The organism is Mesorhizobium loti, from assembly GCF_013170705.1.
Classification (GTDB): Bacteria; Pseudomonadota; Alphaproteobacteria; order Rhizobiales; family Rhizobiaceae; genus Mesorhizobium; species Mesorhizobium loti_D.
The window spans coordinates 3,421,812-3,447,489 of the sequence record NZ_CP033334.1 but is presented as its reverse complement, the minus strand read 5'-3'; the positions used below and the strand labels follow the sequence as shown (position 1 = coordinate 3,447,489).

Genomic DNA, 25,678 nt, shown 5'->3' with positions numbered 1-25,678 from the left:
CCACCTGTCCGACATGAAATAATTCCACCAGCGTCAAGCAACTGGAGCCCGACGCCCATGACGAAAATCCCCATGCATCTCGACATTAACGGCACCCATCATCACCTGGAACTCGAACCCCGCGTGACGCTGCTCGATGCCTTGCGCGAGCGGCTCGGCCTGACCGGCACCAAGAAGGGCTGCGACCACGGCCAGTGTGGCGCCTGCACGGTGCATGTCGACGGCGAGCGCGTGCTGGCTTGTCTCACCCTGGCGGCGCAGGCCGAGGGCCGCGCCATCACCACCATAGAGGGGCTTGCACGGGAGGGCGAACTGCATCCCGTGCAGGCTGCCTTCCTCGAGCAGGACGCCTTCCAGTGCGGCTATTGCACGCCCGGCCAGATCATGTCGGCGGTCGCCTGCATCCGCGAGGGCCATACCGGCTCGGATGAGGAAATCCGCGAATACATGGCCGGAAATCTCTGCCGCTGCGGCGCCTATCCGCACATTGTCGCCGCTGTCCGCCAGGCAGCCCTGGAGGTCACATCATGAGGGATTTTTCCTATTTCCGCGCCGGCTCGCTTGATGCCGCACGCCAGGCAGCGGCCCTCCCCGGCGCCATGCTGCTTGCCGGCGGCACGACGCTGATCGATCTCGCCAAATGCGGCGTCGCCGAGCCCGACACGCTGGTCGACATCACCCACCTCAAGGGGCTCGACCGGATCGAAGTGGGCGAACACCGCGCCACCATCGGCGCGCTGGCCCGAATGAGCCATGTCGCCGTTCACGCCGACATCAGGAGCCGCTTCCCCGCAATCTCCGAAGCGCTCTGGCAGGCGGCCTCGGCGCAGATCCGCAACATGGCGACCATCGGCGGCAATCTGATGCAGCGCACGCGCTGCCCCTATTTCCGCGATCCCGCGAATTTTTCCGCCTGCAACAAGCGTGAACCCGGCTCTGGCTGTTCGGCGATCGGCGGCGTTACCCGTGGTCACGCCGTGCTCGGCATCAGCGAGGCCTGCATCGCCATGTATCCCGGCGACCTCGCCACCGCTTTGGTTGCCTTCGACGCGACAGTCCATCTCGGCGAGCGCCGCATCCCGGTCGACGACTTCTTCCTGCTACCGGGAACTACGCCCGACAAGGAGCACGCGATCAAGCCGGGCGAGATGATCACCGCCATCGAGGTCCCCTCATCCGCCGCCGCGCACCGCTCGACCTATTTGAAGATCCGCGACCGGCAATCCTATGAATTCGCCGCCGCGAGTGCCGCAGTCGGTCTCGAACTGGAACCCGATGGGCGCACCATCCGCGACCTGCGCGTGGCGCTCGGCGGCGTCGCGACGAAGCCGTGGCGGGCGCGGGCCGTGGAGGCGGCGTTGATAGGCAAGGTGCTGGAACCGGACGCCGTCCGCGCGGCCAGCCTGCTTGCCGTCGAAGGCGCTGTCGACCACGGCGCCAACCACTACAAGATCGAGCTCGCGCCGCGCGTCGTCGCGCGGGCCATCCTCAAATTGGGAGAGACGGCATGACTGTTCACGCAAGACACGGCGACGCCTCGGATGGCGCGCTGGCGCAAGCCGTCGGCGGCCGGCTGTCGCGCGTCGACGGACCGGCCAAGATCACCGGCGCGGCCAAATACGCCGTCGAGCAGCAGCTCGAAGGCCTCGCCCATGCCGTGCTGGTCGAGAGCACGATTGCCTCCGGCAAGGTGCGCGCGATCGACACCGCGCGGGCGGAGGCAGCACCGGGCGTGCTCAAGGTGCTGACGCCGGACACCATCATCAGCCTGAGAACCGCGTCGGACTGGTTCGGCACGCCGCCGCCGGACAAGCCCTATTGCCCGCTGGCGCGCGACATCACCTTTTCAGGCCAGCATGTCGCCGCTGTCGTGGCCGAGACCTTCGAGCAGGCGGTCGCCGCCGCGGCGCTGGTCAAGGTCAGCTATGACGAGACGCCTTCAATCGTCGACCTCAGCGACGGCAAGGCCGGCGATGGCATCCCGATCGACGCCATGACCAAGGAATGGGGGGATGCGGCCACCGCCTTCGCCTCGGCGCCGGTGCGGATCTGCGCCGCCTACAACACGCCGCGCGAATACCAGGCGCCGATGGAGCCGCATGGCCTGATCGCGCGCTGGGAAGGCGATCGCCTGACCGTGTGGGAGCCCAGCCAGTGGCTGGACGGCATGGCCCGCACCTATGCCGAATGGTTCGAAGTGCCGTTCGAGAATGTGCGGCTGGTCTCGCCCTATATCGGCGGCGGCTTCGGCTCCAAGGCGCTGGCGCTCAGCCACGGCGCGATTGCCGCGAGTGCCGCCAGAATGCTGGGCCGGCCGGTGAAGCTGGTGATGACGCGGCCGCAGACTTTTACCGGCTATGGCGGCCGCGCCGCGACCCGGCAGACGGTGACGATCGGCGCCGACCATGACGGCGTGATCCAGTCGATCGTGCATCGCGGCGTCAATGAAACCTCCATCGACGGCATGTGGGTCGAGCCGCTGGGATCGGTCACCTCGATCATGTACGCGACGCCGAATTTCTCCTCGAGGCAGAATGTCGTGCGGGTGAATTCCGTGGTGCCGGGCGCCATGCGCGCGCCTGGCGAAAACCCCTCGGCCTTCGGCATTGAAAGCGCCATCGACGAGCTCTCCTACGAGGTCGGCATCGACCCGCTGGAGATCCGGCTGCGCAACTATGCCGAACAGGACCCGGAAGCGAAAAAAGCCTGGTCGACCAGGCAGTTGCGCGAGGCTTTCGCAGCGGGTGCCGAACGCTTCGGCTGGGCCAGGCGCACGCCGGCGCCGCGCTCGATGCGCGACGGCAACCATTTGATCGGCTGGGGCGTCGCCGCCGGCACCTATCCGGTGCGGCGCGCCTATGGCGAGGCGGTCGTGCGCATCCTCGCCGACGGTTCGGTCGAGGTCGAAAGCTCCTCGATCGACATGGGCCAGGGCACCTACACCATCCTGGCGCAGACCGCCGCCGAAACGGTCGGCGTGAGCGCCGACGACGTGGTGGTGAAGCTCGGTGACTCCCGCTTTCCCCGCGCCGGCGTCACCGGCGGCTCGCGCCTTGCCGGCGTGATGACGGGTGCCGTCCACAAGGCGGCAACCTCGGCGCTCGACCAGCTGGTGGGCTTGGCGATCAGCGACCCGCGCTCGCCCTTCCACGCGCTGCAGGCGAACACCTTGGTGGTCGCCAATGGCCGCATCGGCTCGCCGCGCGGCGACCGCGCCGATGTCTCGATCGCCGACCTGCTCAAGAGCGTCGGGCGCGACCGCATCGAAGCGACCGGCGACACCATGCCTGCCAATTCGACCGCCGAGGACCGCTACAAGAACTACACCACCATCGCCATGGCGCTGCCGCACACCGAGGGCGACTATTCCCGCCACTCCTGGTGCGCGCATTTCATCGAGGTGCGCGTCGATGAGGATTTCGGCACGGTGCGTGTGTCACGCGTGGTGTCGGCGCTGGATTCCGGCCGGCTCTACAACCCGAAGCTCGCCGAGAGCCAGTGGAAGGGCGGCATCATCATGGGCATCGGCCAAGCCCTGCTCGAGGAAGGCATAGTCGACCGCCGCCATGGCCGCATCGTCAACAACAACCTCGCCGACTATCTGGTGCCGACCAATGCCGACATCCCTGACATAGATGTGATCTCGGTCGGCATCCCCGACCTGCATTCCTCGGTGCTCGGCGGCAAGGGCGTCGGGGAACTCGCCATCGTCGGCGTCGCGCCGGCGATCGCCAACGCGGTGTTCCATGCGACGGGAAAGAGGGTGCGGGATTTGCCGATCACGCTGGAGAAACTGATCTGAGGGATCTCCCCCCTCGAGGGGGAGATGGCCGGGAGGCCAGAGGGGGTCGTCTCGCGTGAAGCGCCAACCTCCGATCGTCGAAAGAAGGTCGCGCCCGGTCGAACCGACCCCCTCTGTCGCCTTCGGCGACATCTCCCCCTCAAGGGGGGAGATCAGCTCCTCACCACTCCAGGCCGAACACCAGCTTGCCGAAATGCAGGCCGCCGGCGGCCATGTGGGCATAGGCTTCAGCCGCTTCGCCAGGTGAAAACACCTTGTCGACGACCGGCTCGATCCCCGCCGCGCCGACGGCGCGGGCGGCGTCGCGGAGGTCCGATACCGACCCGGTGTTGTTGCCGATCACCTTCAGCGCCTTGATGATGATCGGCAGCAGGTTGACCGTGGCCTCGGCGCCGGTGACGAAGCCGATGGTGAACAGCGTGCCGCCGGGCGCGGTAGCGTTGATGGCGCGGGCGAAGGTAGCGGTGCCGCCGGTCTCGACCACAAGGTCGGCGCCGAGGCCGTCGGTCAGCTCCAGCACCTTGCCGTCCCAATCAGGTGTCGCTCGGTAGTTGATGAGATGATCGGCGCCAAGTGCCTTAGCCCGCTCCAGCTTCTCGTCCGACGACGAGGTGACGATGACGGTGGCACCGGCGGCTTTCGCCAGCTGCAGGGTGAAGATCGAGACGCCGCCGGTGCCAAGCAGCACCACGACCGAGCCCGGCCCGACATTGGCCACGCGGATGGCGTTCCAGGCGGTGGTGCCGGCGATCGGCAGCGTCGACGCCGCCTCGAAGGAAAGATGCGCCGGGACCGGCACGAGCGAATTGGCCGGCAGCGCGACATATTCGGCCAGCGACCCCGGCAGCGCGACGCCGCGCATCTGCGTCATCTCGTAAGGGCGCGGCGGGCCGCCGATCCAGCGTGGCTTGGCGTGGGCGACGACGCGATCGCCCGTTTTGAATCTCGTGACGCCCTCACCCACCGCGACGATCTCGCCGGCACCGTCGGCGACGGGGATCAGCGGAAAGACCGGTCCGGGATAATTGCCGCTCGCCACCGCGACGTCGACGAAGTTGAGGCTCGCCGCACGCTGGCGGATCAGCACCTCGCCGCGTTGCGGCTCAGGGGTTGCAACGGTGGCGGCGCGGAAGGCGTCCAGCCTGGGTTGGCTGAGTTCGATGGCTTTCATGGTTTCACTCCGGTGGGACGATTGATGGGGTTGAGTGAACCTAGTTGCTGCGTTATTTCTGGATAATCCTGATCTTCTACATTTGAGTATTGCAAATCATGCAGCAATCCCATGAGCCGGCGGCCCTTGCCGAAATGGCTGCCTTCGCGGCCATTGCCGAGGCGCGCTCCTTCACCAAAGCGGCGGCGCGTGTCGGCCGCGACGCGACCATCCTGTCGCGGCGCCTGCAATCGCTGGAGGAGCGGCTGGGGGTAAGGCTGCTCTCCCGCACGACGCGCAGCGTCTCGCTGACCGAGGCGGGCGCCGAATTCCTGGTGCGCGTGCGCGCCATCCTCGCTTCCGTCGACGAGGCCGAGGCCGCCGCGTCGGCGCATGCCGGCGGCGGTCCGCGCGGCCTGCTCAGGCTGGCGCTGCCCGGCACGTTCGGGCGCATGTGGATCGGGCCGCTGCTGCCGCAATTCCTTGCCGAATTTCCCGATGTCCGCATCGAGGCCGAATTCTCCAACCGCTTCGCCGATCTGGTCGCCGAGAATTTCGACGTCGCCGTGCGGCTCGGCGCGCTGGAGGATTCGCGCCTGGTGGCGCGCAAGGTGGCGACGCGGCGCCGGCTGCTCTGCGCGGCCCCCTCCTATCTCGCCCGAAAGGGCCGGCCGGAAACACCGCGGGCGCTGCTCGGACATTCCTGCCTGGGCTTCAGTGGCTTCCAGACCTTTCCGGCCTGGGAGATGACCGACCGCGAGGGCCGGCGCGCGCGCGTCGAGGTTTCCGGACCATTGGTCAGTGACGATGCCGAGGTGCTGGTCGAGGCCGCCGTGCAGGGCGTCGGCCTGATGATGAGCACCGACTGGCTGGTCGGCCGCGAACTTGCCGACGGACGGCTGGTGCCTGTGCTGGAGGAGTGGACGCTGGCCGACGAAGGCGCGGTCCATGTCGTCATGCCCTCGGCCAAGGGCCAAGCCGCCAAGACCCGCGCCTTCGCCGACTGGATCGGCAAGCGCTTCGCGCCGGAACCGCCCTGGCGGCGGTGAAGCTGCCAATCTCCCTCCTTGAGGGGGAGATGGCCGGCAGGCCAGAGGGGGTCGCCTCGCGTGGAGCGCCGGCCTCCCCTGCCGAAGATAAGAGGTCGCGTCAGGACGCACCGACCCCCTCTGTCGCCTTCGGCGACATCCCCCTCGAGGGGGGAGATTACGTGCACGTCCCTCACTTCCCCTGCCCCTTCATGAACTGGCTGAGCAGATCCACCGGCAGCGGGAACACAACCGTCGACGAGCGCTCGCCGGCGATGTCGTGCAGGGCCTCGAAATAGCGCAACTGCATGGCCTGCGGCTCGGCCGCCAGCATGCGGCCCGCCTCGACCAGTTTCGCCGCCGCCTGCTGTTCGCCCTCGGCGTTGATCACCTTGGCGCGCCGCAGCCGCTCGGCTTCGGCCTGCTTGGCGATGGCGCGGACCATGTTCTCGTTGAGGTCGACATGCTTGATCTCGACATTGGACACCTTGATGCCCCACGCGTCGGTGCGCTGGTCGAGGATCTCCTGGATGTCGCTGTTGAGCTTGTCGCGCTCGGCCAGCATCTCGTCCAGCTCATGTTTGCCGAGCACCGAGCGCAGCGTGGTCTGCGCCAGCTGGTTGGTGGCGGCCATGTAGTCCTCGACCTGGATCACCGCCCGCTCGGCGTCGACGATGCGGAAATAGAGCACCGCGTTGACCTTGACCGAGACATTGTCGCGCGAGATCACGTCCTGTGGCGGCACGTCCTGCACCACCACCCGCAGGTCGACCTTCACCATCTGCTGCACGAAGGGAACAAGGATGATGAGGCCGGGGCCCTTGACCCCGGTGAAGCGGCCGAGCGTGAAGACCACGCCGCGCTGATATTCCCTGAGGATGCGGATGGCCGAGGACAGGAACATGATCACGACCAGTGCGACGAACAGATAGGCGACATAACCAATCATCATTGTGTTGCTCCATTCCTTGCCGCGTCGCGCTTCCGCACCGTCAGCACGAGGTCGCTGATATCGGTGACCTCGACACTGTCGCCGGCCGCGATCGGTTCGTCGGCCTTCGCCCGCCAGCGCTCGCCCAGGGCCAGGACATGGCCCTCCGTGCCCTGCCAGTCGAGGATCTCGGCCGGCTGCCCGCGCATGGCTTCGCCGCCGACGCGCGGCGGGTTCTTGCGCGCCGCCCAGACATAGGTGCCGGTCAGCAGCGCCAGCCCGAGCGTCAGCGCCGCGGCGGGACCGATGACGGCCCAGGACATGGCAAAGCCCGGGCCCTCTACCCGCAGCAGCATGGCGGCGCCGAACAGAAAGGCGGCCACGCCGCCGAGCCCAAGCACGACGGTGGGATTGAAGGCCTCGATGACGAGGAAGGCGAGGCCGAGCAGCATCAGGGCAAGGCCGGTATAGTTGATCGGCAGGAGGTCGAGCGCATAGAGGCCGAGCACGAGGCAAAGCGTGCCGATGACGCCGGGCGCGACCGCTCCGGGGCTGGTGAACTCGAAGACGATGCCATAGACGCCGACCAGCATCAGGATGACGGCGACGTTCGGATCGGTGACGACGCCGAGCAGCCGGATGAACCAGCCGGGCTCCAGCGTCTCGACCGGCAGCCCCTTGGTCGCCAGCACCACTTTCTTGCCGGCGACATCGACAGTGCGCCCGTCGGCCAGTTGCAACAGTTCGGTGGTGTCGCGGGCGACGAAGTCGATGACATGTTCCTGCAGCGCCGCATTGGCCGACAGGCTCGCCGCCTCGCGCACCGCCTTCTCGCCCCAGTCGCCATTGCGCCCGCGCAATTCGGCAAGCGACCGGATCAGGGCGACCGCGTCATTGGTCACCTTGGCCATCATCGCGTCGCCTGCCGGCCGTCCGCCCTGGCTCTTCTGGTCGCTCTTGTCCTTCTGGTCGTCCTTCTCGCCGCCAGGAAGCGACGGCAGCCCGCCGATCTCGACCGGCGTCGCGGCGCCGAGATTGGTTCCCGGCGCCATCGCCGCGACATGGGTGGCATAGAGGATGTAGGTGCCGGCGCTAGCCGCATGGCCGCCGGCCGGCGCGACATAGCCGATGACGGGTACCGGCGAAGCCAGTATATCGGCGATCATCTCGCGCATCGAGGTGACCAGCCCGCCCGGCGTGTCGAGCTGAAGGATAAGAACCGAGGCGTCCCGCTTGGCGGCGGCATCGAGCGCTTCCTCGAGCTGCCTGCTGCTTGCCGGCCCGATGGCGCCGTCGATGGCGACGCTCAGCGCGACCCTCTCGCTCCCGGCCGAAGAGAAGGGAGAAAAGACAGCCACGGCGACGAAGGCCGCGGCCAGAAGGGCCACCCGCGCGAAGGTCACGCTCAAAGCTCCATGGACTCAATATGGGTTGTATTTTGGCGAGTCCAAGAGGAGCCGAAGTCGGCGGCCGGCGAAGGCCGAAGCGACGACGGATTGCGGACCCGCGCCGGAAAGGTCGGGGCGGGGTATTGTTCGCTCTGGGGGATCAGAACTTGTAGCTGAGCCCTACCCGGACATCGTGCGTCTGCAGGTCGACCTTCGTCTCCGTGGGCAGGCCGGCCGCTATCGACAGATCCTGGCTGCCGAAATCGGAGTAGCGGTATTCGGCCCGCGCGATCCACCTGTCGGTGAAAGCGTGCTCGATGCCGGCGCCAACGGTCCAGCCGACATGGCTCTCGTCGTGAAACGGTATTTCGCCGCCGGGGCCGGCGCTGATCGCGGTCACTTCATATTTGGCCGCGGCCACGCCGGCGGTGATGTAGGGCAAGGTCCGGTCGAACGCATAGCCCGCCCGCAGCCGCGCCGATCCCTCCCATTTGAGTTCGCTCTTGAGCAATGTGGTGACGCCACCGCCGCCGGTGTCGACAGGTGTCAGTCCGTCGGCATTGCTGTAGGCGATGTCGGCCTCGGCGCCGATCACGAAGCTGTTCGCCATCTGGTAGTTGGCGCCGATATGGATGCCGCCGACAAAACCGTCCGGATCAAGCGGCACGTTGAGGTCGGATCCGCCGCCGAACCCACCGCCGGCGATGAACAGATTGGATTTTCCGGCTGCGTAGCCCGCGTCGACGCCGGCATAGAGGCCGGACCAGTCGTAGCCGGCAACAGGCGAGACCTCATTGAGGTCGGCCGCGCACGCCATGCCGACAGGCGCCAGAATGAAGGCCGTCGCGAGAAGAATGATTTTCATTGTTTGTCTGCCGCCCCATATGTTGTGGTCCTCGCCACGAAAATACTCCGTGGCGATCCAGGTGTGGTCGAGGCCCCCGGTGTTGCATTGTCCGCCGGCTGCGTCTTGGGCTGGGTCGCACCGGAATTGTCCGGGAAAGCGACACGCCGCTTTCCCGATCGGTGTGACCATTCAGCCGCAGTCGATCGGCGCGAACGCGGCATTGGCCGCCGTGACACCGAAGGCACCGGCGAGGACGGCGCTGTGGTACCCCTACTCCGGCGACGGCACCGGTGGCTTCGAGGTCAGCGCCGTGCCGGCGGCCGCCGCGATGACGGCGGCGATACCGGCCAGTTGCGCCGGGCTCAGGCTTTCATGCAGGAACAGGAAGCCGGCGAGCGCGCCGAGCCCCGGCTCCAGGCAGGTCAGCGTGCCGTAGATGCGGGCCGGCATCCGGGTCAGCGCCACCATCTCCAGGAAGAACGGCAGCGCGCTGGAAAACAGGCCGACGAGCAGGGCGCCGACCAGGATCGACGGCGCCAGCAGCCCCGTGCCGGCCTCGGCGATACCGAAGGGCAGCACCAGCACGGCGGCGATCGCCATGCCATAGGCGGTGGTGCGGGTGCCAAGCTCGGCGCCCGTCTTCTGGGCGAGCACGATGTAGAGCGCCCAGAAGCCGCCGGCCGCCAGCGCCAGCATAACCCCGGTCGGGTCAAGCGGCTGCTGAGAATGGATGAAGGGCGACAGAAGGATGATGCCTGCCACCGCCAGCGCGATCCAGGCAAAGTCGCTGGCGCGCCGCGACGTCAGTGTCGCCACCAGCAGCGGCCCGGAAAATTCGAGCGCCACGGCGACGCCGAGCGGGATCCTGGCAAGAGCCGCGTAAAACAGGAGGTTGAGCGCGCAGAGCGTCACTCCATAGGCAACGAGCCAGGGCAAGTTGGCACGCGTCGGCCGCATCTGCCACGGACGCAGCACCGCGATCAGCATCAGCGCGCCGACGACCAGCCGCAGCGTCGTCGTGCCTTGCGCACCGATCACCGGAAACAGGGTCTTGGCGAAAGTGGCGCCGATCTGGATCGACACCATCGCGCCCATCAGCGCCGCGACGGGCAAGGGCGCCGCTTCGCGACTGGCAACCGGTATCGATGTCACTTGGTACTATCCTCCGCGCCGCCGGGCACAAGCCCTCCGGCGGCATCGGGATAGGCCGAACCGGCGCGCCTGTCGTGAGACAGCGCGCGGCGCTTGATGGGACACGGCCGTCGCACGGCGCTGTCGCCCGCCGCCGGCTCAGCCGCCGAACGACACGCCCCTGCGCCGCATTCCCGCCTGCACGCCGCGCACGATCAGCCTGGACAGGACTTCCATGTCCCAGGGCATTCCCGGACGCCAGACATCCAGCAGAAGGGCTATGCGGGCTTCATCGGCATTGTTCATCACCTCGTGCGGATAGGTGTCGTCCCACAGCATGCCTTCGCCGTCGCTGATCCGTTTCTCCTGATGGTCGATCATCATGACGGTTGCCGGGCGGCCATCGGCCTGTCGCGGGATGACCAGGCCGAGGTGGAACCGCATGATGCCGCGAAAGGGTCCGCGATGGCTGGGAATGTGCTTGCGCGGCGCGAGGAACGAGATGGCCGCCGATTTGACTTCCGGGCATTCGGCAAGCAACCGGCTGAGAACCGGCATCCGCGCAAGGTTCTCCGGAACCGCCATGTCATAGGCCTTGAGCACGAACATGCGCCAGTCGAGGCCGTCATTGGCCGAGATTTCGGCCTGCTCGGGCATGATGTCGTGAAAACGCGGCACCTTGCCCAGATGCACGCCCATCGCTTCGCCGCGGATTTCACGCCACGCGTCGATGAATTTCGCCGCGTTGGGAAATTCGATAGCGGTATCGAGGATCGCCGGCGCCTCTATCCGCCTTTCATAGACACGCCGGATCACATCGGATGCAAGATCATAAGTGCGCGACATCTCATGGCCTCCGTCGCACCATAGACGGATGGCCCTTGATTTTCGTTACACATCTTGTTCACGACGCCGTGCGCTGCCCGCCAGCCGTGGTCCGGTCGCACCGGCCCTGCTCCAGAATCCCCTCATTCCCTGAAGGCGCGGCTGATCTGATCTTGCAGCGGTTTGACGAGATAGGAGATCACGGTCCGGTCCGCGGTCTTGATGAAAGATTCGACGGGCATGCCGGGAACCAGCTTGACCTCGCCGAGGCGCGCCACCTCCGCATGCGTGGTCGCGATGCGAACGGTGTAGTAGCTGATGCCTGTACGCTGGTCGGTCGTGGTGTCCGGCGAAGTCAGCTCTACCGTGCCGTTGATTTGCGGCGTGGTGCGCTGGTTGAAGGCTGAAAAGCGCAGCGCCGCCGGCTGGCCAACCCAGAGCTGATCGATGTCGCTCGGCGCGATCTTGGCTTCGACCGTCAAGCTGTCGCTGTCGGGCACGATCTGCATGATCGTCTGGCCAGGGGTGATGACGCCGCCGATGGTGTGGACGATGGACTGCTGCACGACGCCATCCTGGGGCGCGCGGATGTCGATGCGCCTGAGCTGGTCCTCGGCGGCGATCTTGCGCTCCGTCAATTCGCCGACCTTGCCGTCGATCTCGCGCAGATCCTTGTTGACGTCGGTGCCGAGCTCGAGGTCGATCTGGAGAATCTGCAGATTGATCTCGGCGATCTTGCCCTGGGCCTGCGCCAGGGCCGCCGTCAGCTGGCCGCGCTCGCCATCGAGCCGTGCCGACTCGCGCTCCATGGCGGTCAGGCGGTCGATCGAGATCAGCCGCTTCTTCCACAGCGCGCGTATGCTGGCCAGTTCCTCCTCGACGAGCGTGATTTCCTGCGACTTGGCATCGGCTTGCGCCGTGTCCCCGCCAATCTCCTTCTGCAGCTGCAGGATGCGCTCCTGCAGCTGGCTCTTCTGGCCGGAACGCCCCGCGCGTCGCGTCTCGAAAACCTGTTGCTCGCCAGCCATGAGCTCGGCGATCGCCGGATCGCCGCGGCGATCGAGAAGGTCCTGCGGAAAGGCGATGACATCCGCGCCCCGGCGCTCCGCTTCGAGGCGCGCCTCGCGTGCCGCCAACTGGTCGAGCGCCTTGGTGACGACGGCAAGGTTGGCCGCCGGCACGGTCGGGTCGAGGCGCACGAGCAGAGCGCCGCGCTTGACGCGGTCACCATCACGCGCCGCGATCTCGCCGACGATGCCGCCGGTCGAATGCTGCACGTCCTTGACATGGGAATCGACGACGAGAACCCCGGAGGCGATGACCGCTCCCGAAATCCGTGTCAGCGAGGCCCAGCCGCCGACACCGCCGACCAGCAGCGCGACCGCGATGAGGCCCAAATGCAAGTAATGCCGGATGGATTGGTGAGAGGAGCTCTGCATCGTTCCCCCAATCACTCGCCCGCCGCCGCCACCGTGCCTGGCGTCGCCGGCCCTTCGGTGGCGAGCCTGAGGTGCGGCACGGTGGCCGCGGCCGGCTGCGGCCGCGGAAACAGCTTGTTGAGAACGTCTTCCTTGAGCCCAAACGCCTGAACGCGGCCCTGGCTCATGGCGAGGATGAAATCGACCGTGCCGAGCGCGCTAGGCCGATGCGCCACGAGCACGACGATGCCGCCTCGCTGCCGCACCGAGACAATCGCCTGGAACAGCGCCTGCTCGCCTTCGGCGTCGAGGTTGGAGTTCGGTTCGTCGAGCACCACCAGGAACGGATCGCGGTAGAGAGCGCGTGCCAGCGCGATGCGTTGGCGCTGGCCGGCCGAGACGGCCTCGCCGAGTTCGCCGATCTGCGTCTCGTAGCCGTCGCGGAAACCGACGATGAGATCATGCGCGCCGGCTGCCCTGGCGGCGGCAATCACCAATGCGGGATCGGCGCCGGGTTCGAAACGCGCGATGTTCTGTGCGATCGAGCCAGCAAACAGCTCGACGTCCTGTGGCAGGTAGCCGATGAACTGGCCGCGATCCTCCGGCGACCACTGGTCGAGGTCGGCGCCATCGAGCCTGACCCTGCCGGCGGCGGACGGCCAGGCGCCGACAAGCGCCCTGACCAGCGTCGACTTGCCCGAACCGCTCTGGCCGATGATGCCGACCGCGTGTCCTGCTTCCAGCGCAAAGCTGGCATCCTGCAGCAGAAGACGCTGCGTGCCGGGCGCCACGACGCTGACACCTTGCATGAAGACGTGGCGGCTCGGCGCCGGCATGGCCATCGGCTCGGCATCGGCCGGTAATGCGGCGAGGATCCTGGTCAGCCGCAGCCAACCCTGCCGCGCGGTCACGAAGCCCTTCCAGTTGGCGATGACCAGATCGACGGGCGCCAGCGCCCGGCCACTCAGGATCGAGGCGGTGATGATGATGCCCGCGGTCGCCTGCTGCTCGATCACCAGCCAGGCACCGATGCCGAGCATTGCCGATTGCAAGAGCATGCGCAGCACCTTGGACACGGCGCCAAAGCCGCCGGCAATGTCACTGACGCTGCGCTGCTCGGCGAGATAGTCGCGATTGGCCTCTTCCCATCGTTTTGCCATCCTGCCGCCCATGCCGAGAGCAGCAATGACTTCGGCGTTGCGGTTGCCGGTCGTGGTCAGGCCGTTGCGGATGATGCCGGTCTGGGTGCCTGATGTGACCGGCTTGCGCGTCAGCCGCTCGGCAAAGACGGTCAACAGCACCAGCACGATCGCGCCGATCAGGGCCGTCACGCCGAGAAGCACGTGGAACATGAAGATGATGACCAGATAGAGCGGCAGCCACGGCAGGTCGAACAAGGCGGTCGGGCCGGAACCGGACAGGAAGGTCCGCACGCTGTCGAGATCGCGCACCGGCTGCATGCTGTCGCCATTGCGCCCGACCTTGAGCGGCAGCTTGAGGACACTGGAATAGACGCGGGCGCCGAGCGCCTCGTCGAGGGCGCCGCCGATGCGCACCAGGATGCGGCCGCGGATGAAATCGAGCACGCCTTGCCCGGCATAGAGGATGGCGACGAGCAGGCTGAGGCCGATCAGCGTCGGCACGCTGCGGCTCGGCAGCACGCGATCGTAGACCTCGAGCATGTAGATCGAACTGGACAGCATCAGCACATTGAGGACGCCGCTGAACAGCGCAATGGCGATAAAGGCGGAGCGGCAGGATTTGATTGCCGCCGAGAGTTCCGATCCCTGCTGCAGGATATTGGGCTGCCGGGTACTGGACCCGGCAGCCCTTCGCGCCGTCGCCGCGGCGCCGGGGGCTGCGTCCGGACCGGTTTCGGCGCGAAAGGGATTGCGTCTCCGAAACAGCACAAGCGCGCCGGATATCGCCAGCGCCAGACAGACCAACCAGATCCCCGCCGACGTTGTCAGCACGCCGCCGAGGGCAAGAAAAAGGGCGCAGGCGATCAGAACCAGACCCAAGGACCTGATCCTGGCCTGCGCCGAAGTGAAGATGGTGAAGCCCCTTTCCATGCCATTTCACGCGGGCGAAGCTGCGGCAAACACCCGGCCGAAAGGCCGGACGCCGGCCTCAGGCGATGCCCGTGAGGCCCCCCACTTCGTGCAAGGTGAGCCAGAATTGATCGAGCGTGTTGGGATGCTCGTCGATGATGTTGGCCCCATCGAACCAGGCTACATGGCCGCCTGCCCCGGATGTCACCAATTGCCCCTGGTTGAACCACATCAGCGCGTTCTTCAGGCCCTCGCCGTCGGCCTCCTTGCCGCCGTTCCAGTCGGTGATGCCGGAGCTCGGATCGGTGACGTCGACATACTTGGTCCAGGCCGTCGAGCTTGTCTTCAGCGCGGACCCTGCCAACCCCGTGCCAGCGGCGTTTCCATCAATAATCCCGTCACCTCCGTCGACATTGACGTTGAGTCCGGCCCATACCCCCTCGCCCTTCAGCCACATCATCGCCTCGGTGATCAAGTCGTTGGGCTGGGCAACGTGGTTGTCTATGTTGAGCTGAGCGGCGATCACCTGCTGCAGCATGATGACGCGCGCGTCACCGCCGGTCGAACTCGATTCTATGGCCTTGGCCAGGGAATTCGAAATCAGCAGGGTGTGTTCGCCGGCGTCGGCAACGCCGTTGCCATTGCTGTCGCCGAGCAGCAGGTTGCCGTCGTGGCGCGGGTTGATGTCCAGCCCCCAGATGACGCCACTGTTGAAAGCGCTCTTGGTGGGATTGCTTTCGTGACCGGTGACACCATCCCACGCATCGGAATGGCTTCCCCAGAACCCCTGGGTCAGCGCCTTGTTCGAGAAGCCCTCATAGTCGCTGCTGTCGGTGGCGAGCGGCGTCAGCGAATGTCCGGCCGTGTCGACATAGGCATTGGTGGTGGCCGTTGCATTGTTGACGTAGCTGCCGAGTTGCGCTGTGCCGGTCGCCTTGAAATGCCAGGTTTCGTTGGTGTCGAGCAGGCCGTTGTGGTTGATGTCGCCGGTGTTGAAGCCGCCGCTGGTTATCGCCGTGGCATTGAAATCATCACCAGTGCCGACCGTGCCATTGTCGTCCTTGACGACGACGTTGGCGAGCGCGACGTTGCCGTCGTTCTTGACATCGTAGGTCCAGGTCACAGCCTGGCCTTGGAAGATGTTAAGGCCGTGGTCGACGCCGTTGGTCTTCTTGTCCAGCGTGATATGCGGATCAGCGCCGAAATAGCTGGAGCCGTCGGTGGCGCTAGGAGTGGCGACATGACTGGCATCGTCAGTAAAGGAGCCCGTGGCCGTGCCGACATTGCTGTAGTTGCCTTTTTCGGCAACGCCGGTGCCGGTGAAGGTCCAGGTCTCGGTGAGGTCGAGCATGCCGTCATGGTTGGTGTCGCCGACATTAAAGCCGCCGCTGAGATCCGGCGTGACGGTGACGCCTTGATTGTCGGTCACGTTGACGCCCGAAAGCGCGACGTTGCCCACATTGGTGACCGTGTATTTCCAGGAGATCGCCTCGCCGGCCAGGATGTTGAGGCCGTCACCGGATGTCGTACCGTCGACCGTCACCTTGTCGATGGCGATCTCGGGATCAGCGCCGAAATAGCTGGAGCCGTCGGTGGCGCTAGGTGTGGCGACATGACTGGCATCGTCAGTAAAGGAGCCCGTGGCCGTGCCGACATTGCTGTAGTTGCCTTTTTCGGCAACGCCGGTGCCGGTGAAGGTCCAGGTCTCGGTGAGGTCGAGCTTGCCGTCATGGTTGGTGTCGCCGACATTAAAGCCGCCGCTGAGATCCGGCGTGACGGTGACGCCCTGGTTGTCGGTCACGTTGACGCCCGAAAGCGCGACGTTGCCCACATTGGTGACCGTGTATTTCCAGGAGATCGCCTCGCCGGCCAGGATGTTGAGGCCGTCGCCCGATGTCGTACCGTCAACCGTCACCTTGTCGATGGCGATCTCGGGATCAGCGCCGAAATAGCTGGAGCCGTCGGTGGCGCTAGGTGTGGCGACATGACTGGCATCGTCAGTAAAGGAGCCCGTGGCCGTGCCGACATTGCTGTAGTTGCCTTTTTCGGCAACGCCGGTACCGGTGAAGGTCCAGGTCTCGGTGAGGTCGAGCTTGCCGTCATGGTTGGTGTCGCCGACATTAAAGCCGCCGCTGAGATCCGGCGTGACGGTGACGCCCTGGTTGTCGGTCACGTTGACGCCCGAAAGCGCGACGTTGCCCACATTGGTGACCGTGTATTTCCAGGAGATCGCCTCGCCGGCCAGGATGTTGAGGCCGTCGCCCGATGTCGTACCGTCAACCGTCACCTTGTCGATGGCGATCTCGGGATCAGCGCCGAAATAGCTGGAGCCGTCGGTGGCGCTAGGTGTGGCGACATGACTGGCATCGTCAGTAAAGGAGCCCGTGGCCGTGCCGACATTGCTGTAGTTGCCTTTTTCGGCAACGCCGGTGCCGGTGAAGGTCCAGGTCTCGGTGAGGTCGAGCTTGCCGTCATGGTTGGTGTCGCCGACATTAAAGCCGCCGCTGAGATCCGGCGTGACGGTGACGCCCTGATTGTCGGTCACGTTGACGCCCGAAAGCGCGACGTTGCCCACATTGGTGACCGTGTATTTCCAGGAGATCGCCTCGCCGGCCAGGATGTTCAGGCCATCACCGGATGTCGTACCGTCGACCGTCACCTTGTCGATGGCGATCTCGGGATCAGCGCCGAAATAGCTGGAACCGTCGTCGCTGGTAACGGTAGCCGCACCGGCTGAAGCGGAAACGTGGCCGACATTGGCATAGTCGCCTTTGACGGCCGTGCCGCTGCCGGTGAAGCTCCAGGTCTCGGTGGTGTCGAGCAGGTTGTTGTGATTGATGTCGCCGACGTTGAAGCCGCCACTGAGAACCGCCGTCACGACAACACCCTGGTTGTCGGTGACCGTGACGTCCGACAATGCGACGTTGCCGGTGTTGCTCACCGTATATTGCCAGCTGATCGTATCACCGGCGAGCACGTTCAAGCCATCGCCCGTTGCCGCGCCGTCGACCGTCACCTTGTCGATGCCGATTCCAGGCGTATCCGTGCCGGTGCCGGGGGTCGTAAGGGTGCGCCACTCCTCGAAGCCGCCATTGGCTCCGGAGAAGCTTGAAAACAGCGTCACATAGGATCCGGGAGAGACGCCGGCCGCCGTAAAGTCGCTGACCGGGACGAGCACACGGTAGTCGTCCGTTCCCGAGCCATGGTTGGAATCGATCAGCAACTGGTCGGCGCTCAGGTGGAAGACGGAGGTGAATCCGGCGAAGCCTGCATTGTAGTCGGTGAGGGTCGCTCCGGCGTTGGAGATGTAGATATCCAGGCCGGTCATCGTGATGTCGGCGTTTACGGCGTTGTTGCTTTCGTTGAGGTCGAGCCGGAACTCGAGATAGTCGACGCCGCCGACATTGATCGATTGGATGTTGCCGTATTGCAGGTCGTGGGTGAAGGACGCCTTGTTATCGAGGACGTTGCCGTTCTGGTCGGTGTTAAAGCCCTCCTCGATACCTGTCGCCTGCAGCCGCAGGAAGGAATCGTAGTTGCCGGTTCCCGACCCCTCGGTCGTTGCCTCGAGAAGGACACCGGAGCCCAGATCTGTTGCCATTATCGTTTCCTCCACATTGTCGTCCGGTCAGCGGCCAGGCCGCTTCCGTCTATCCAGTTTGCGAGCTCCGGACGCCCGGCTCCCGCGGAACGCGGCGTATCGGTGAGCGACCGTTTCGCGAAAAGAAGGTGGGTGAATTTGGACAAAAGTACCGAGGCGACGGCGAAGTCTGAACTCGCTTCGCCAGCTGTTTCTGCGACATGACGGAACACAAGTGCCTTCGAACCGCCTGCCACGCCCACGCCCCACGCCCAAACTCACGCGGTCGATGTCGACCGGCAGAGCCTTAATATTCCCCTAACCATATTGCGCAGGTTGCAATGGATGCGTCTATATAACCGAGGTTATAGGCGCGAACGAAAATTCAATATCGTTAAATACCACGAACGTTGGAGTAAAGACCTGCAACATTAGCCGATTTGTATGAAAATTTGTCGGCTTTCACTCTCGCCGACGAGGCCGCTGGAGTCAGGCCCGTGATCTCATCAAGTCACGGACGGGCAATGGCGCCCCGGAACCGACCTGTTTTCATTTCGGCACCGGGCGCCTTGGTGCCGACAGCGTATCGACATTGATTTAGTAATTGCTAATTCTTTCCGAAAACACGATGCTGCCGGGATGGGTCATCGCATAGGGTGTGCGAGCCTGACCGGGTTGGAGCGCGGCTGAAAGATGGTCACTTCTGTGTTCATTGTCGACGACCATCCGCTGCTCCTGCACGGCCTGGAAGACCTGATTGCCCGAGACCCCGGCTATACGGTCGTCGGATCCGCGCTGGATGGCAGGAGCGCACTGACCAGGATCAGGCAAGACCTGCCCGACGTCGCCGTGATCGACCTGAACATGCCGGGCTTCAGCGGACTCGACGTTGCCGTTGAACTCGGCAAGGAAACGCCGGGCACGCGATGTGTGATGCTGACGGCCGGCGCGTCACAAGGCCAGCTCTACGACATCGTCATGGCCGGCGTCGCCGGGATCGTGCTGAAGGAGTCCGCCATCGGGACGCTGCTGAGATGCATTCGGCAGGTCGCCGCCGGCGGCCACTGGCTGCCTGCCGAAATTGTCGGCGAAGCCCTTGAAATCGAGGCGTCCCGCCGGATCAGATGGCGGAGCCTGTCGTCACGCCTGACCAGGCGGGAGATGGAGATCGCCCGGCTCGTTGCCGGGGACAAGCCTTACGAGCGGATCGCGCTCGACATCGGCATCTCGAAAGGCACGCTGAAGATCCATATGAACAACATATATCGCAAATTGGAAGTTGCCTCGCGAGGCCAGCTTGTGCAGCTCGCCGCCGGCCAGGTCGGACTGGATGCCGGCATCGGGCGCGAATGAGGCCGCCAGCGTATAGGCCGCCCTCGCCTCCAGGACAGGCGCAACTGGTCACGGTGCCGTCATCGTCGACGCCAGTCTTGGCCCGGTCCTGACGTCGACGATCTCGGGCTTCGCGCTGTCGACCGCGCCGTCCCAGCCGCCGCCGAGCGCCTTGTTGAGGGCGATGTAGTTGGTCGCCAGAAGGACGCGGCTCTGCAGCAGGGAATCCTCGGCCGTGTAAAGCGAGCGCTGGGCGTCGAGCACATCGAGCAGGCTGGTCTCGCCGGCCTTGTAGAGCGTGCCTTCGAGGCTCGCCGCCTCGCCATAGGATTTCGCCGACGAGGCAAGCTTGCCGATCCGGATGCGCTCCTGCGCCATCAGCACCAGCGCATTCTCGACATCCTCGAGCGCGGTCAGCACCGAGGCGCGATAGGCGATGAAATACTGGTCGCGCTGCGCCCGGGCGACATCGGCCGCGGCCTGCAGCTGGCCGGCATTGAACAGCGGCACGCTGAGCGAAGGCCCGAACGACCAGCCGATCGACGAATTCTTGCCGAGATCGCCGAGATTGAGGGCCGCCGTGCTGATGTTCCCCGTCAGGCTGACCGAAGGGTAGCGCGCCGCCTCGGCCTGGCCGACCTTGGCGGTGTATTGCGCGTATTGCCGCTCGGCCATGCGCACGTCCGGCCGCGACAAAAGGATGTCGGCGGGAATGCCGGTCGGCATCGGCAGGCGCGGCGACGGGATCGGCTTGCCGCGCTTCAGTCGCTCGCTGAGCGCGGCCGGCGGCCGGCCGGTGAGCACCGACAGGCGATGCACCGCCTCGGCATAGCTTGCTTCCAGCGTCGGCACCGCGGCCTCGGTGCTCGCCGCCTGCCCCATCGCCTTGGCGACGTCTGCCGCTGTCGCCGACCCTGCCAGCGCCATGGTGCGGGTGAGTTCGGCGGTCTGCCGCTGCGAGGTGGCCGAACGCCGGGCGAGCGCGATGCGGGCCTGGTAGCCGCGCGCCTGGGTGTAATAGGACGCGACATCGCCGACCAGCGTCAGCAATGTCGCGCGCAATTCCTCTTGCGCCGCGTCCACGCCGTAGCGCGCGGCCTCGACGCCCCTGCGGTTGGCGCCGAACAGGTCGAGCTCCCAGCTGGCGTCGAAACCGGCCTGGTATTCGCTGTAGATCGAATTGGTCCCCGCCGTGGTCTCTGACGACTTGTCGCGCGTCACCGAGCCGGAGCCATCCACGGACGGCAGCAGCGTGCCGGCGCTCTGGCGATAGCTGGCACGCGCCTCGCGGATCTTGGCCTTGGCGGTGGCGACGTCGAGGTTGCCGGCGACGGCTTCCGCGACCAGCGTGTTGAGCTGCGGATCGTGCAAGCGCTGCCACCATTGCGACAGCTGCGCCGGCTGGGCGGATTTCGTCGGCTTCTCACCGCTCCAGTTCGCCGGCATCGGCAGGATCGGCGTCCGGTAATCCGGCCCGACGACGCATCCGGCAAGCAAAACAGCCGTGATCATGGGCGCAATGAGCCGCCCCGCGGCCACCGGGCCACGTTCCAAACCTGTCATGGGAAGTTCCTTACTGCTGGTTGGCCGTCGCCGGCTTCTCGTCCGTGCCTTGCCCGAGATCCGGGCCGGTATCCTGTTTGGCCACCTTGCCCTTGAAGATGCGCCGCACCGTGACGAACAGCAGCGGCACCAGGAACACGCCGATCACCGTCGCCGCGATCATGCCGCCCATCACGCCGATGCCGACCGAGTTCTGCGCGCCAGAGCCGGCACCGCTGGCGATCGCGAGCGGCGTGACGCCGAGGATGAAGGCCAGCGACGTCATCAGGATCGGCCGCAATCGTTGTCGCGCCGCTTCCAGCGTCGCCTCGACCAACCCCATGCCGGCCGCCTGCCGCTCGATGGCGAACTCGACGATCAGGATGGCGTTCTTGGCGGCCAGGCCGATCGTGGTCAGCAGGCCGACCTTGAAATAGACGTCGTTGGTCTGGCCGAAAAGTGTTGCCGCCGCGAGCGCGCCGAAAATGCCGATCGGCACCGACAGCATGACCGCGAACGGGATCGACCAGCTCTCATAAAGTGCCGCCAGGCACAGGAACACGACCAGCGCCGAAATCGCATAGAGCGACAGCGCCTGGTTGCCTGAAAGCCGTTCCTGATGCGACAGACCGGTCCATTCGTGGGAATATCCGGGCGGCAGTTGCGCCACCAGCCGGTCGATCTCGTCCATCGCCGCACCGGAGCTCACGCCGGCCGCCGCCGCGCCCTGGATCTCGACCGCCGCCGAGCCATTGTAGCGTTCCAGCCGCGGCGAACCGAACGTCCAGTGGCTGGAGGCGAAGGCCGAGAACGGCACCATGGCGCCGCCGGCATTGCGCACCTGCCATTTGTCCAGGTCTTCCGGCTGCATGCGGAAGTTCGCGTCCGACTGCATATAGACCGGCTTCACCCGCCCGCGGTCGATGAAGTCGTTGACGTAATCGCTGCCCCAGGCGCTCGACAGCGTGTTGTTGATGTCGGCAAGGCTGACGCCGAGCGCGCTGGCCTTCTCCTGGTCGATATCGATCGAGAATTGCGGCTGGTCCTCCTGGCCGTTGGGCCTGGTGTTGGCGAGCAGCTTGCTCTGCGCGGCAAGACCCAGCAGCTGGTTGCGCGTCTGGATCAGCGCGTCATGGCCGGCGCCGTTGACGTCCTGCAAATAGAAATCGAAGCCGTTGGTGTTGCCGAAGCCCTGGATGGCAGGCGGGGCAAGCGCGAAGACCTGCGCGTCCCTGATCCCTCGGAAGGCGCCCATGGCGCGCCCGGCAACCGCTTGCGCCGACAAGGCCGGCGATTTGCGCAGGCTGAAATCCTTCATTGGCACGAAAGCGATGCCGACATTCTGCCCGGCGCCGCCGAACCCGAAGCCGGAGGCCGTAAAGACGCCCTGGACAGCGTCCTTTTCCTGCTTGAGATAGTGGTCGGTCACCTCGGCCAGGACACGCTCGGTCCGGTCCTGCGTCGCTCCGACCGGCAGCGACACGCTGGTGATCAGGATGCCCTGGTCCTCTTCCGGCAGGAACGAGCTCGGCAGCCGGGCAAACATCCAGCCCATGGCGACGACGATGGCAAGGAACACGGCGAGAAAGCGCCAGGACCGGTTGATGATTCCATGCGAACCGTCGCGATAGGCTGTGGTGCCGCGATCGAAGACACGGTTGAACCAGCCGAACGGGCCGGTCTGCGTTGCATGGTCCTTGGGCCGCTTCAGGATCGTGGCGCAGAGCGCCGGCGTCAGCACCAGCGCGACCAGCACCGACAGCACCATGGCCGAGACGATGGTGACCGAGAACTGCCGGTAGATGATGCCGGTCGAGCCGCCGAAGAAGGCCATCGGCACGAACACCGCCGACAGCACGGTGGCAATGCCGACCAGCGCGCCGGTGATCTCGTTCATCGATTTTCGCGTCGCCTCTTTCGGCGACAGATCTTCCTCCGCCATCACGCGCTCGACATTCTCGACCACGACGATGGCGTCGTCGACCAGCAGGCCGATGGCCAGCACCATGGCGAACATGGTCAGCGTGTTGACCGAATAGCCGAACAGCGACAGCACGCCGAACGTGCCGAGCAGCACCACCGGCACGGCGATGGTCGGGATGATGGTGGCCCGCAGATTCTGCAGGAAGATGAACATCACCAGGAACACCAGTACGATCGCCTCGGCCAGCGTCTTGACCACCTCCTCGATCGACAGCCGCACGAAGGGCGAGGTGTCGTAGGGGTAGACGACCTCGACGCCTTGCGGGAAAGTCGAGCTCAGCCGGTTGATCGTCGCGCGCACCGCTTCCGCCGTGCTGATGGCGTTGGCGCCGGTTGCGAGGTTGACGGCGACGCCGGCCGCCGGCTGGCCATTGTATCTGGCTTGCGTCGTATAGCTCTCGGCGCCGAGCTCCACCGTGGCGACGTCGTTGAGGCGAACCAGCGAACCGTCGGTCTGGCTCTTCAGGATGATGTTGCGGAACTGTTCGGCGGTCTGCAGCCGGCTCTTGGCCGTCACCGTGGCGTTGAGCTGCTGGCCCTTGCGTTGCGGCATGCCGCCGAGCTGGCCGGCCGAGACCTGCGTGTTCTGCGCCTGGATCGCCGCAGCCACGTCGCTCGGCATCAGCGTATATTTGGCGAGCTTGTCGGGATCGAGCCAGATGCGCATGGCATAGCTGGAGCCGAACAGCTGCGTCGAGCCGACGCCTTCGACGCGCTTCAGCGTGTCGTTGATGGTCGAGTCGACATAGTCGGCAAGATCGGTCGAGTTCATCTTGCCGTCGCTGGAGACGAAGCCGATGACCATCAGGAAGCCGGTCGAGGATTTGGACACGGTGATGCCGTTGCTCTGCACCACCTGCGGCAGCTGCGACTGCACCAGCTGCAGCTTGTTCTGCGTCTGCACCTGGGCGGTGTCGGGATCGGCCGCGCTGGTGAAGGTCAGCGTGATCGTGGCCTGGCCGGTCGAGGTCGAGGTCGCCGTCATGTAGTCGAGATTGTCGATGCCGGTCATGCCTTGCTCGATGACCTTGGTCACCGAGTTCTCGACCGTTTGCGCGTCGGCGCCCGGATAGGTGGCGCTGATGTTGACCGTGGTCGGCGCGATCTGCGGATATTGCGAGATCGGCAGCGTGGTGAGCGCGAGCAGGCCGCCCAGCATGATCACGATGGCGATCACCCAGGCGAAGATCGGCCGGTTGATGAAGAATGCTGACATCGCCTCAGTTCCCGGTCGACTGGCTGCTATCGGCCATCTTGGACGTGGAAGATGCGGCCGAAGAGGTCTGCGCCCGGTCCTTGACCTCGCCGGTCATCTCGTCGATCGTCACCTCGACGCCCGTCGCGTCGCCGCCGGGCCGCACCAGTTGCAGGCCCTCGACGATGACACGGTCGCCGTCGCCGACGCCCGAATCCACCAGCCAGTTGTTGCCGACGCTGTTGCGCACGGCGAGCACACGCGTCTCGACCTTGCCCTGCGCGTTGATGACCATGGCGGTCGCCTCGCCCTTGGTGTTGCGGGTGACGCCCCGCTGCGGCACCAGGAAACTGTTCTGGGCGACGCCCTCTTCGACCAGCGCGCGCACATACATGCCCGGCAGAAGCAGGCGGTCGGGATTGGGGAACTCGGCCCGCAGCGCAAAGGTGCCGGTGGTCTGGTCGACATTGGCGCCGGCGAATTCCAGCTTGCCGGTCTGGTTGTAGATGGTTCCGTTCTCGAGCTTCAGCTTGACGCTGACATTGGGGCCGCTGAACTTCAGCCGGCCCTCATTGATGGCCTGGCGCAGGTTGAGCAGATTGGTGCTCGACTGCGTGACGTCGACATTGATCGGATCGAGCGAACGGATGGTGGTGAGCAAGGTGTCCTGATTGGCGGTGACCAGGGCGCCCGGCGTCAGCGACGACTTGTCGATGCGGCCGGCGATCGGCGCGGTGATCTTGGTGTAGTCGAGATTGATGCGCGCGGTTTCGACGCTGGCCTTGGCGGACGCCACATCCGCATTGGCCTGGGCCAGCGTTGCGGCGGCATCGTCATAATCCTGTTTGGAAACAACGTTCTGCTTCAGCAAGCCGGCATAGCGGTCGAACTTGGCCTGCGCCGTCGGCACCGCCGCCTCGGCTTTCTGCTGGGCCGCCTGCGCGCTGTCATAGGCGGCCTGGTAGCTCGCCGGATCGATGAGGTAGAGCGGCTGCCCGACCACCACCTCGCTGCCCTCCTTGAACAGGCGCGCCTGGATGATGCCGTTGACCTGCGGGCGCACATCGGCGGTGAGCGAGGCCGAAGTGCGTCCCGGCAGTTCGGCTGTTATCGCCACCGACTGCGGATGCAGCGTGACGACGCCGACTTCCGGCTTGCTTGCACCGGCCATGCCGGCCGGTGTCTTGCTCTGTTCCTGCGAACAGGCCGCCAGAAGAACCGTGGCGGCGAGCGCTGCCGCCCAGGGCGCGAGCCGGCGTGGATGGACCGACACGACGGATTGGCTAGGCGTGAAAGGCATGGCCTGGATCTTTCCCTGGAGTTGCGGCGGCCTGGCACCGGAAGCGAGGCCAGGCAGGATCGATGAAATACGCTCGACGGCGATCGATATCGTGAAAACGGGCCGCGCCCATGCGAGGGCGGCGTCGAGCAGTGCCTCGAAGCGGCTCATGTCGCGCTCCTTCTCCGCGGCCAGA

Annotated in this window: 17 protein-coding genes; 5 read left to right on the top strand and 12 right to left on the bottom strand. The window is 65.7% G+C overall.

The window, feature by feature from the left end:
- Positions 1–57 precede the first annotated feature (57 nt).
- From EB815_RS16730 to EB815_RS16720, 3 genes are read left to right on the top strand one after another with little or no spacing between them, the layout of a single operon-like run.
- Positions 58–531 (top strand): (2Fe-2S)-binding protein, encoded by a 474-nt coding sequence (locus tag EB815_RS16730; RefSeq protein ID WP_056571296.1) that lies wholly within the window; start codon positions 58–60, stop codon positions 529–531.
- Complete coding sequence (locus EB815_RS16725) at positions 528–1,511, top strand: FAD binding domain-containing protein (RefSeq protein WP_056571294.1); 984 nt, start codon at positions 528–530, stop codon at positions 1,509–1,511. Before EB815_RS16730 ends, EB815_RS16725 begins: the two co-directional genes overlap by 4 nt.
- Positions 1,508–3,802 (top strand): xanthine dehydrogenase family protein molybdopterin-binding subunit, encoded by a 2,295-nt coding sequence (locus EB815_RS16720; protein WP_056571292.1) that lies wholly within the window; start codon positions 1,508–1,510, stop codon positions 3,800–3,802. The genes EB815_RS16725 and EB815_RS16720 overlap by 4 nt, the downstream gene beginning before the upstream one ends.
- Before the next feature lie 160 nt (positions 3,803–3,962).
- Here the strand turns inward: EB815_RS16720 and EB815_RS16715 are convergent, their stop codons facing one another.
- Positions 3,963–4,973, bottom strand: a complete 1,011-nt coding sequence (locus tag EB815_RS16715) for a zinc-dependent alcohol dehydrogenase family protein (RefSeq protein WP_056571290.1) — start codon at positions 4,971–4,973, stop codon at positions 3,963–3,965.
- Between the two features lie 98 nt (positions 4,974–5,071).
- On the opposite strand from EB815_RS16715, the gene EB815_RS16710 reads away from it, so the two are divergent.
- Positions 5,072–6,001: a LysR family transcriptional regulator gene (locus EB815_RS16710; RefSeq protein ID WP_056571288.1), complete on the top strand. Its 930-nt coding sequence runs from the start codon at positions 5,072–5,074 to the stop codon at positions 5,999–6,001.
- A 172-nt stretch (positions 6,002–6,173) separates the two neighbouring features.
- Here EB815_RS16710 and EB815_RS16705 read toward each other — a convergent pair whose 3' ends face one another.
- The 8 genes from EB815_RS16705 to EB815_RS16670 form a co-directional block, all read right to left on the bottom strand.
- Positions 6,174–6,932 carry a slipin family protein gene (locus EB815_RS16705; protein WP_056571286.1) on the bottom strand — a complete coding sequence of 253 codons (759 nt, stop codon included), beginning with the start codon at positions 6,930–6,932 and terminating at the stop codon, positions 6,174–6,176.
- Positions 6,929–8,314, bottom strand: a complete 1,386-nt coding sequence (locus tag EB815_RS16700) for an NfeD family protein (protein WP_065005375.1) — start codon at positions 8,312–8,314, stop codon at positions 6,929–6,931. The genes EB815_RS16705 and EB815_RS16700 overlap by 4 nt, the downstream gene beginning before the upstream one ends.
- 145 nt (positions 8,315–8,459) lie before the next feature.
- The gene (locus EB815_RS16695) at positions 8,460–9,164 is read right to left on the bottom strand and encodes an outer membrane protein (protein WP_056571284.1); all 705 of its coding nucleotides are present in this window, start codon (positions 9,162–9,164) and stop codon (positions 8,460–8,462) included.
- Between the two features lie 252 nt (positions 9,165–9,416).
- Complete coding sequence (locus tag EB815_RS16690; RefSeq protein ID WP_056571282.1) at positions 9,417–10,298, bottom strand: EamA family transporter; 882 nt, start codon at positions 10,296–10,298, stop codon at positions 9,417–9,419.
- A 138-nt stretch (positions 10,299–10,436) separates the two neighbouring features.
- Positions 10,437–11,123: an aspartyl/asparaginyl beta-hydroxylase domain-containing protein gene (locus tag EB815_RS16685; protein ID WP_056571280.1), complete on the bottom strand. Its 687-nt coding sequence runs from the start codon at positions 11,121–11,123 to the stop codon at positions 10,437–10,439.
- Between the two features lie 122 nt (positions 11,124–11,245).
- On the bottom strand, positions 11,246–12,541 hold the full coding sequence (locus EB815_RS16680) for an HlyD family type I secretion periplasmic adaptor subunit (RefSeq protein WP_056571278.1): 1,296 nt from the start codon (positions 12,539–12,541) through the stop codon (positions 11,246–11,248).
- Positions 12,542–12,552: 11 nt separating this feature from the next.
- Entirely contained in the window at positions 12,553–14,319 is a 1,767-nt protein-coding gene (locus tag EB815_RS16675) for a type I secretion system permease/ATPase (RefSeq protein ID WP_065005374.1), read from the bottom strand.
- 331 nt (positions 14,320–14,650) lie between these two features.
- Entirely contained in the window at positions 14,651–18,172 is a 3,522-nt protein-coding gene (locus tag EB815_RS16670; RefSeq protein WP_171883297.1) for a beta strand repeat-containing protein, read from the bottom strand.
- A 672-nt stretch (positions 18,173–18,844) separates the two neighbouring features.
- On the opposite strand from EB815_RS16670, the gene EB815_RS16665 reads away from it, so the two are divergent.
- On the top strand, positions 18,845–19,504 hold the full coding sequence (locus EB815_RS16665; RefSeq protein ID WP_056571274.1) for a response regulator: 660 nt from the start codon (positions 18,845–18,847) through the stop codon (positions 19,502–19,504).
- A 48-nt stretch (positions 19,505–19,552) separates the two neighbouring features.
- Here the strand turns inward: EB815_RS16665 and EB815_RS16660 are convergent, their stop codons facing one another.
- The 3 genes from EB815_RS16660 to EB815_RS16650 are packed head-to-tail and all read right to left on the bottom strand — an operon-like array spanning position 19,553 to position 25,503.
- Positions 19,553–21,046, bottom strand: coding sequence for an efflux transporter outer membrane subunit (locus tag EB815_RS16660; protein ID WP_056571271.1), 1,494 nt, complete (start codon positions 21,044–21,046; stop codon positions 19,553–19,555).
- A 10-nt stretch (positions 21,047–21,056) separates the two neighbouring features.
- Positions 21,057–24,224, bottom strand: coding sequence for an efflux RND transporter permease subunit (locus tag EB815_RS16655; RefSeq protein ID WP_056571269.1), 3,168 nt, complete (start codon positions 24,222–24,224; stop codon positions 21,057–21,059).
- 4 nt (positions 24,225–24,228) lie between these two features.
- The gene (locus tag EB815_RS16650) at positions 24,229–25,503 is read right to left on the bottom strand and encodes an efflux RND transporter periplasmic adaptor subunit (protein ID WP_056572103.1); all 1,275 of its coding nucleotides are present in this window, start codon (positions 25,501–25,503) and stop codon (positions 24,229–24,231) included.
- Positions 25,504–25,678 lie beyond the last annotated feature (175 nt).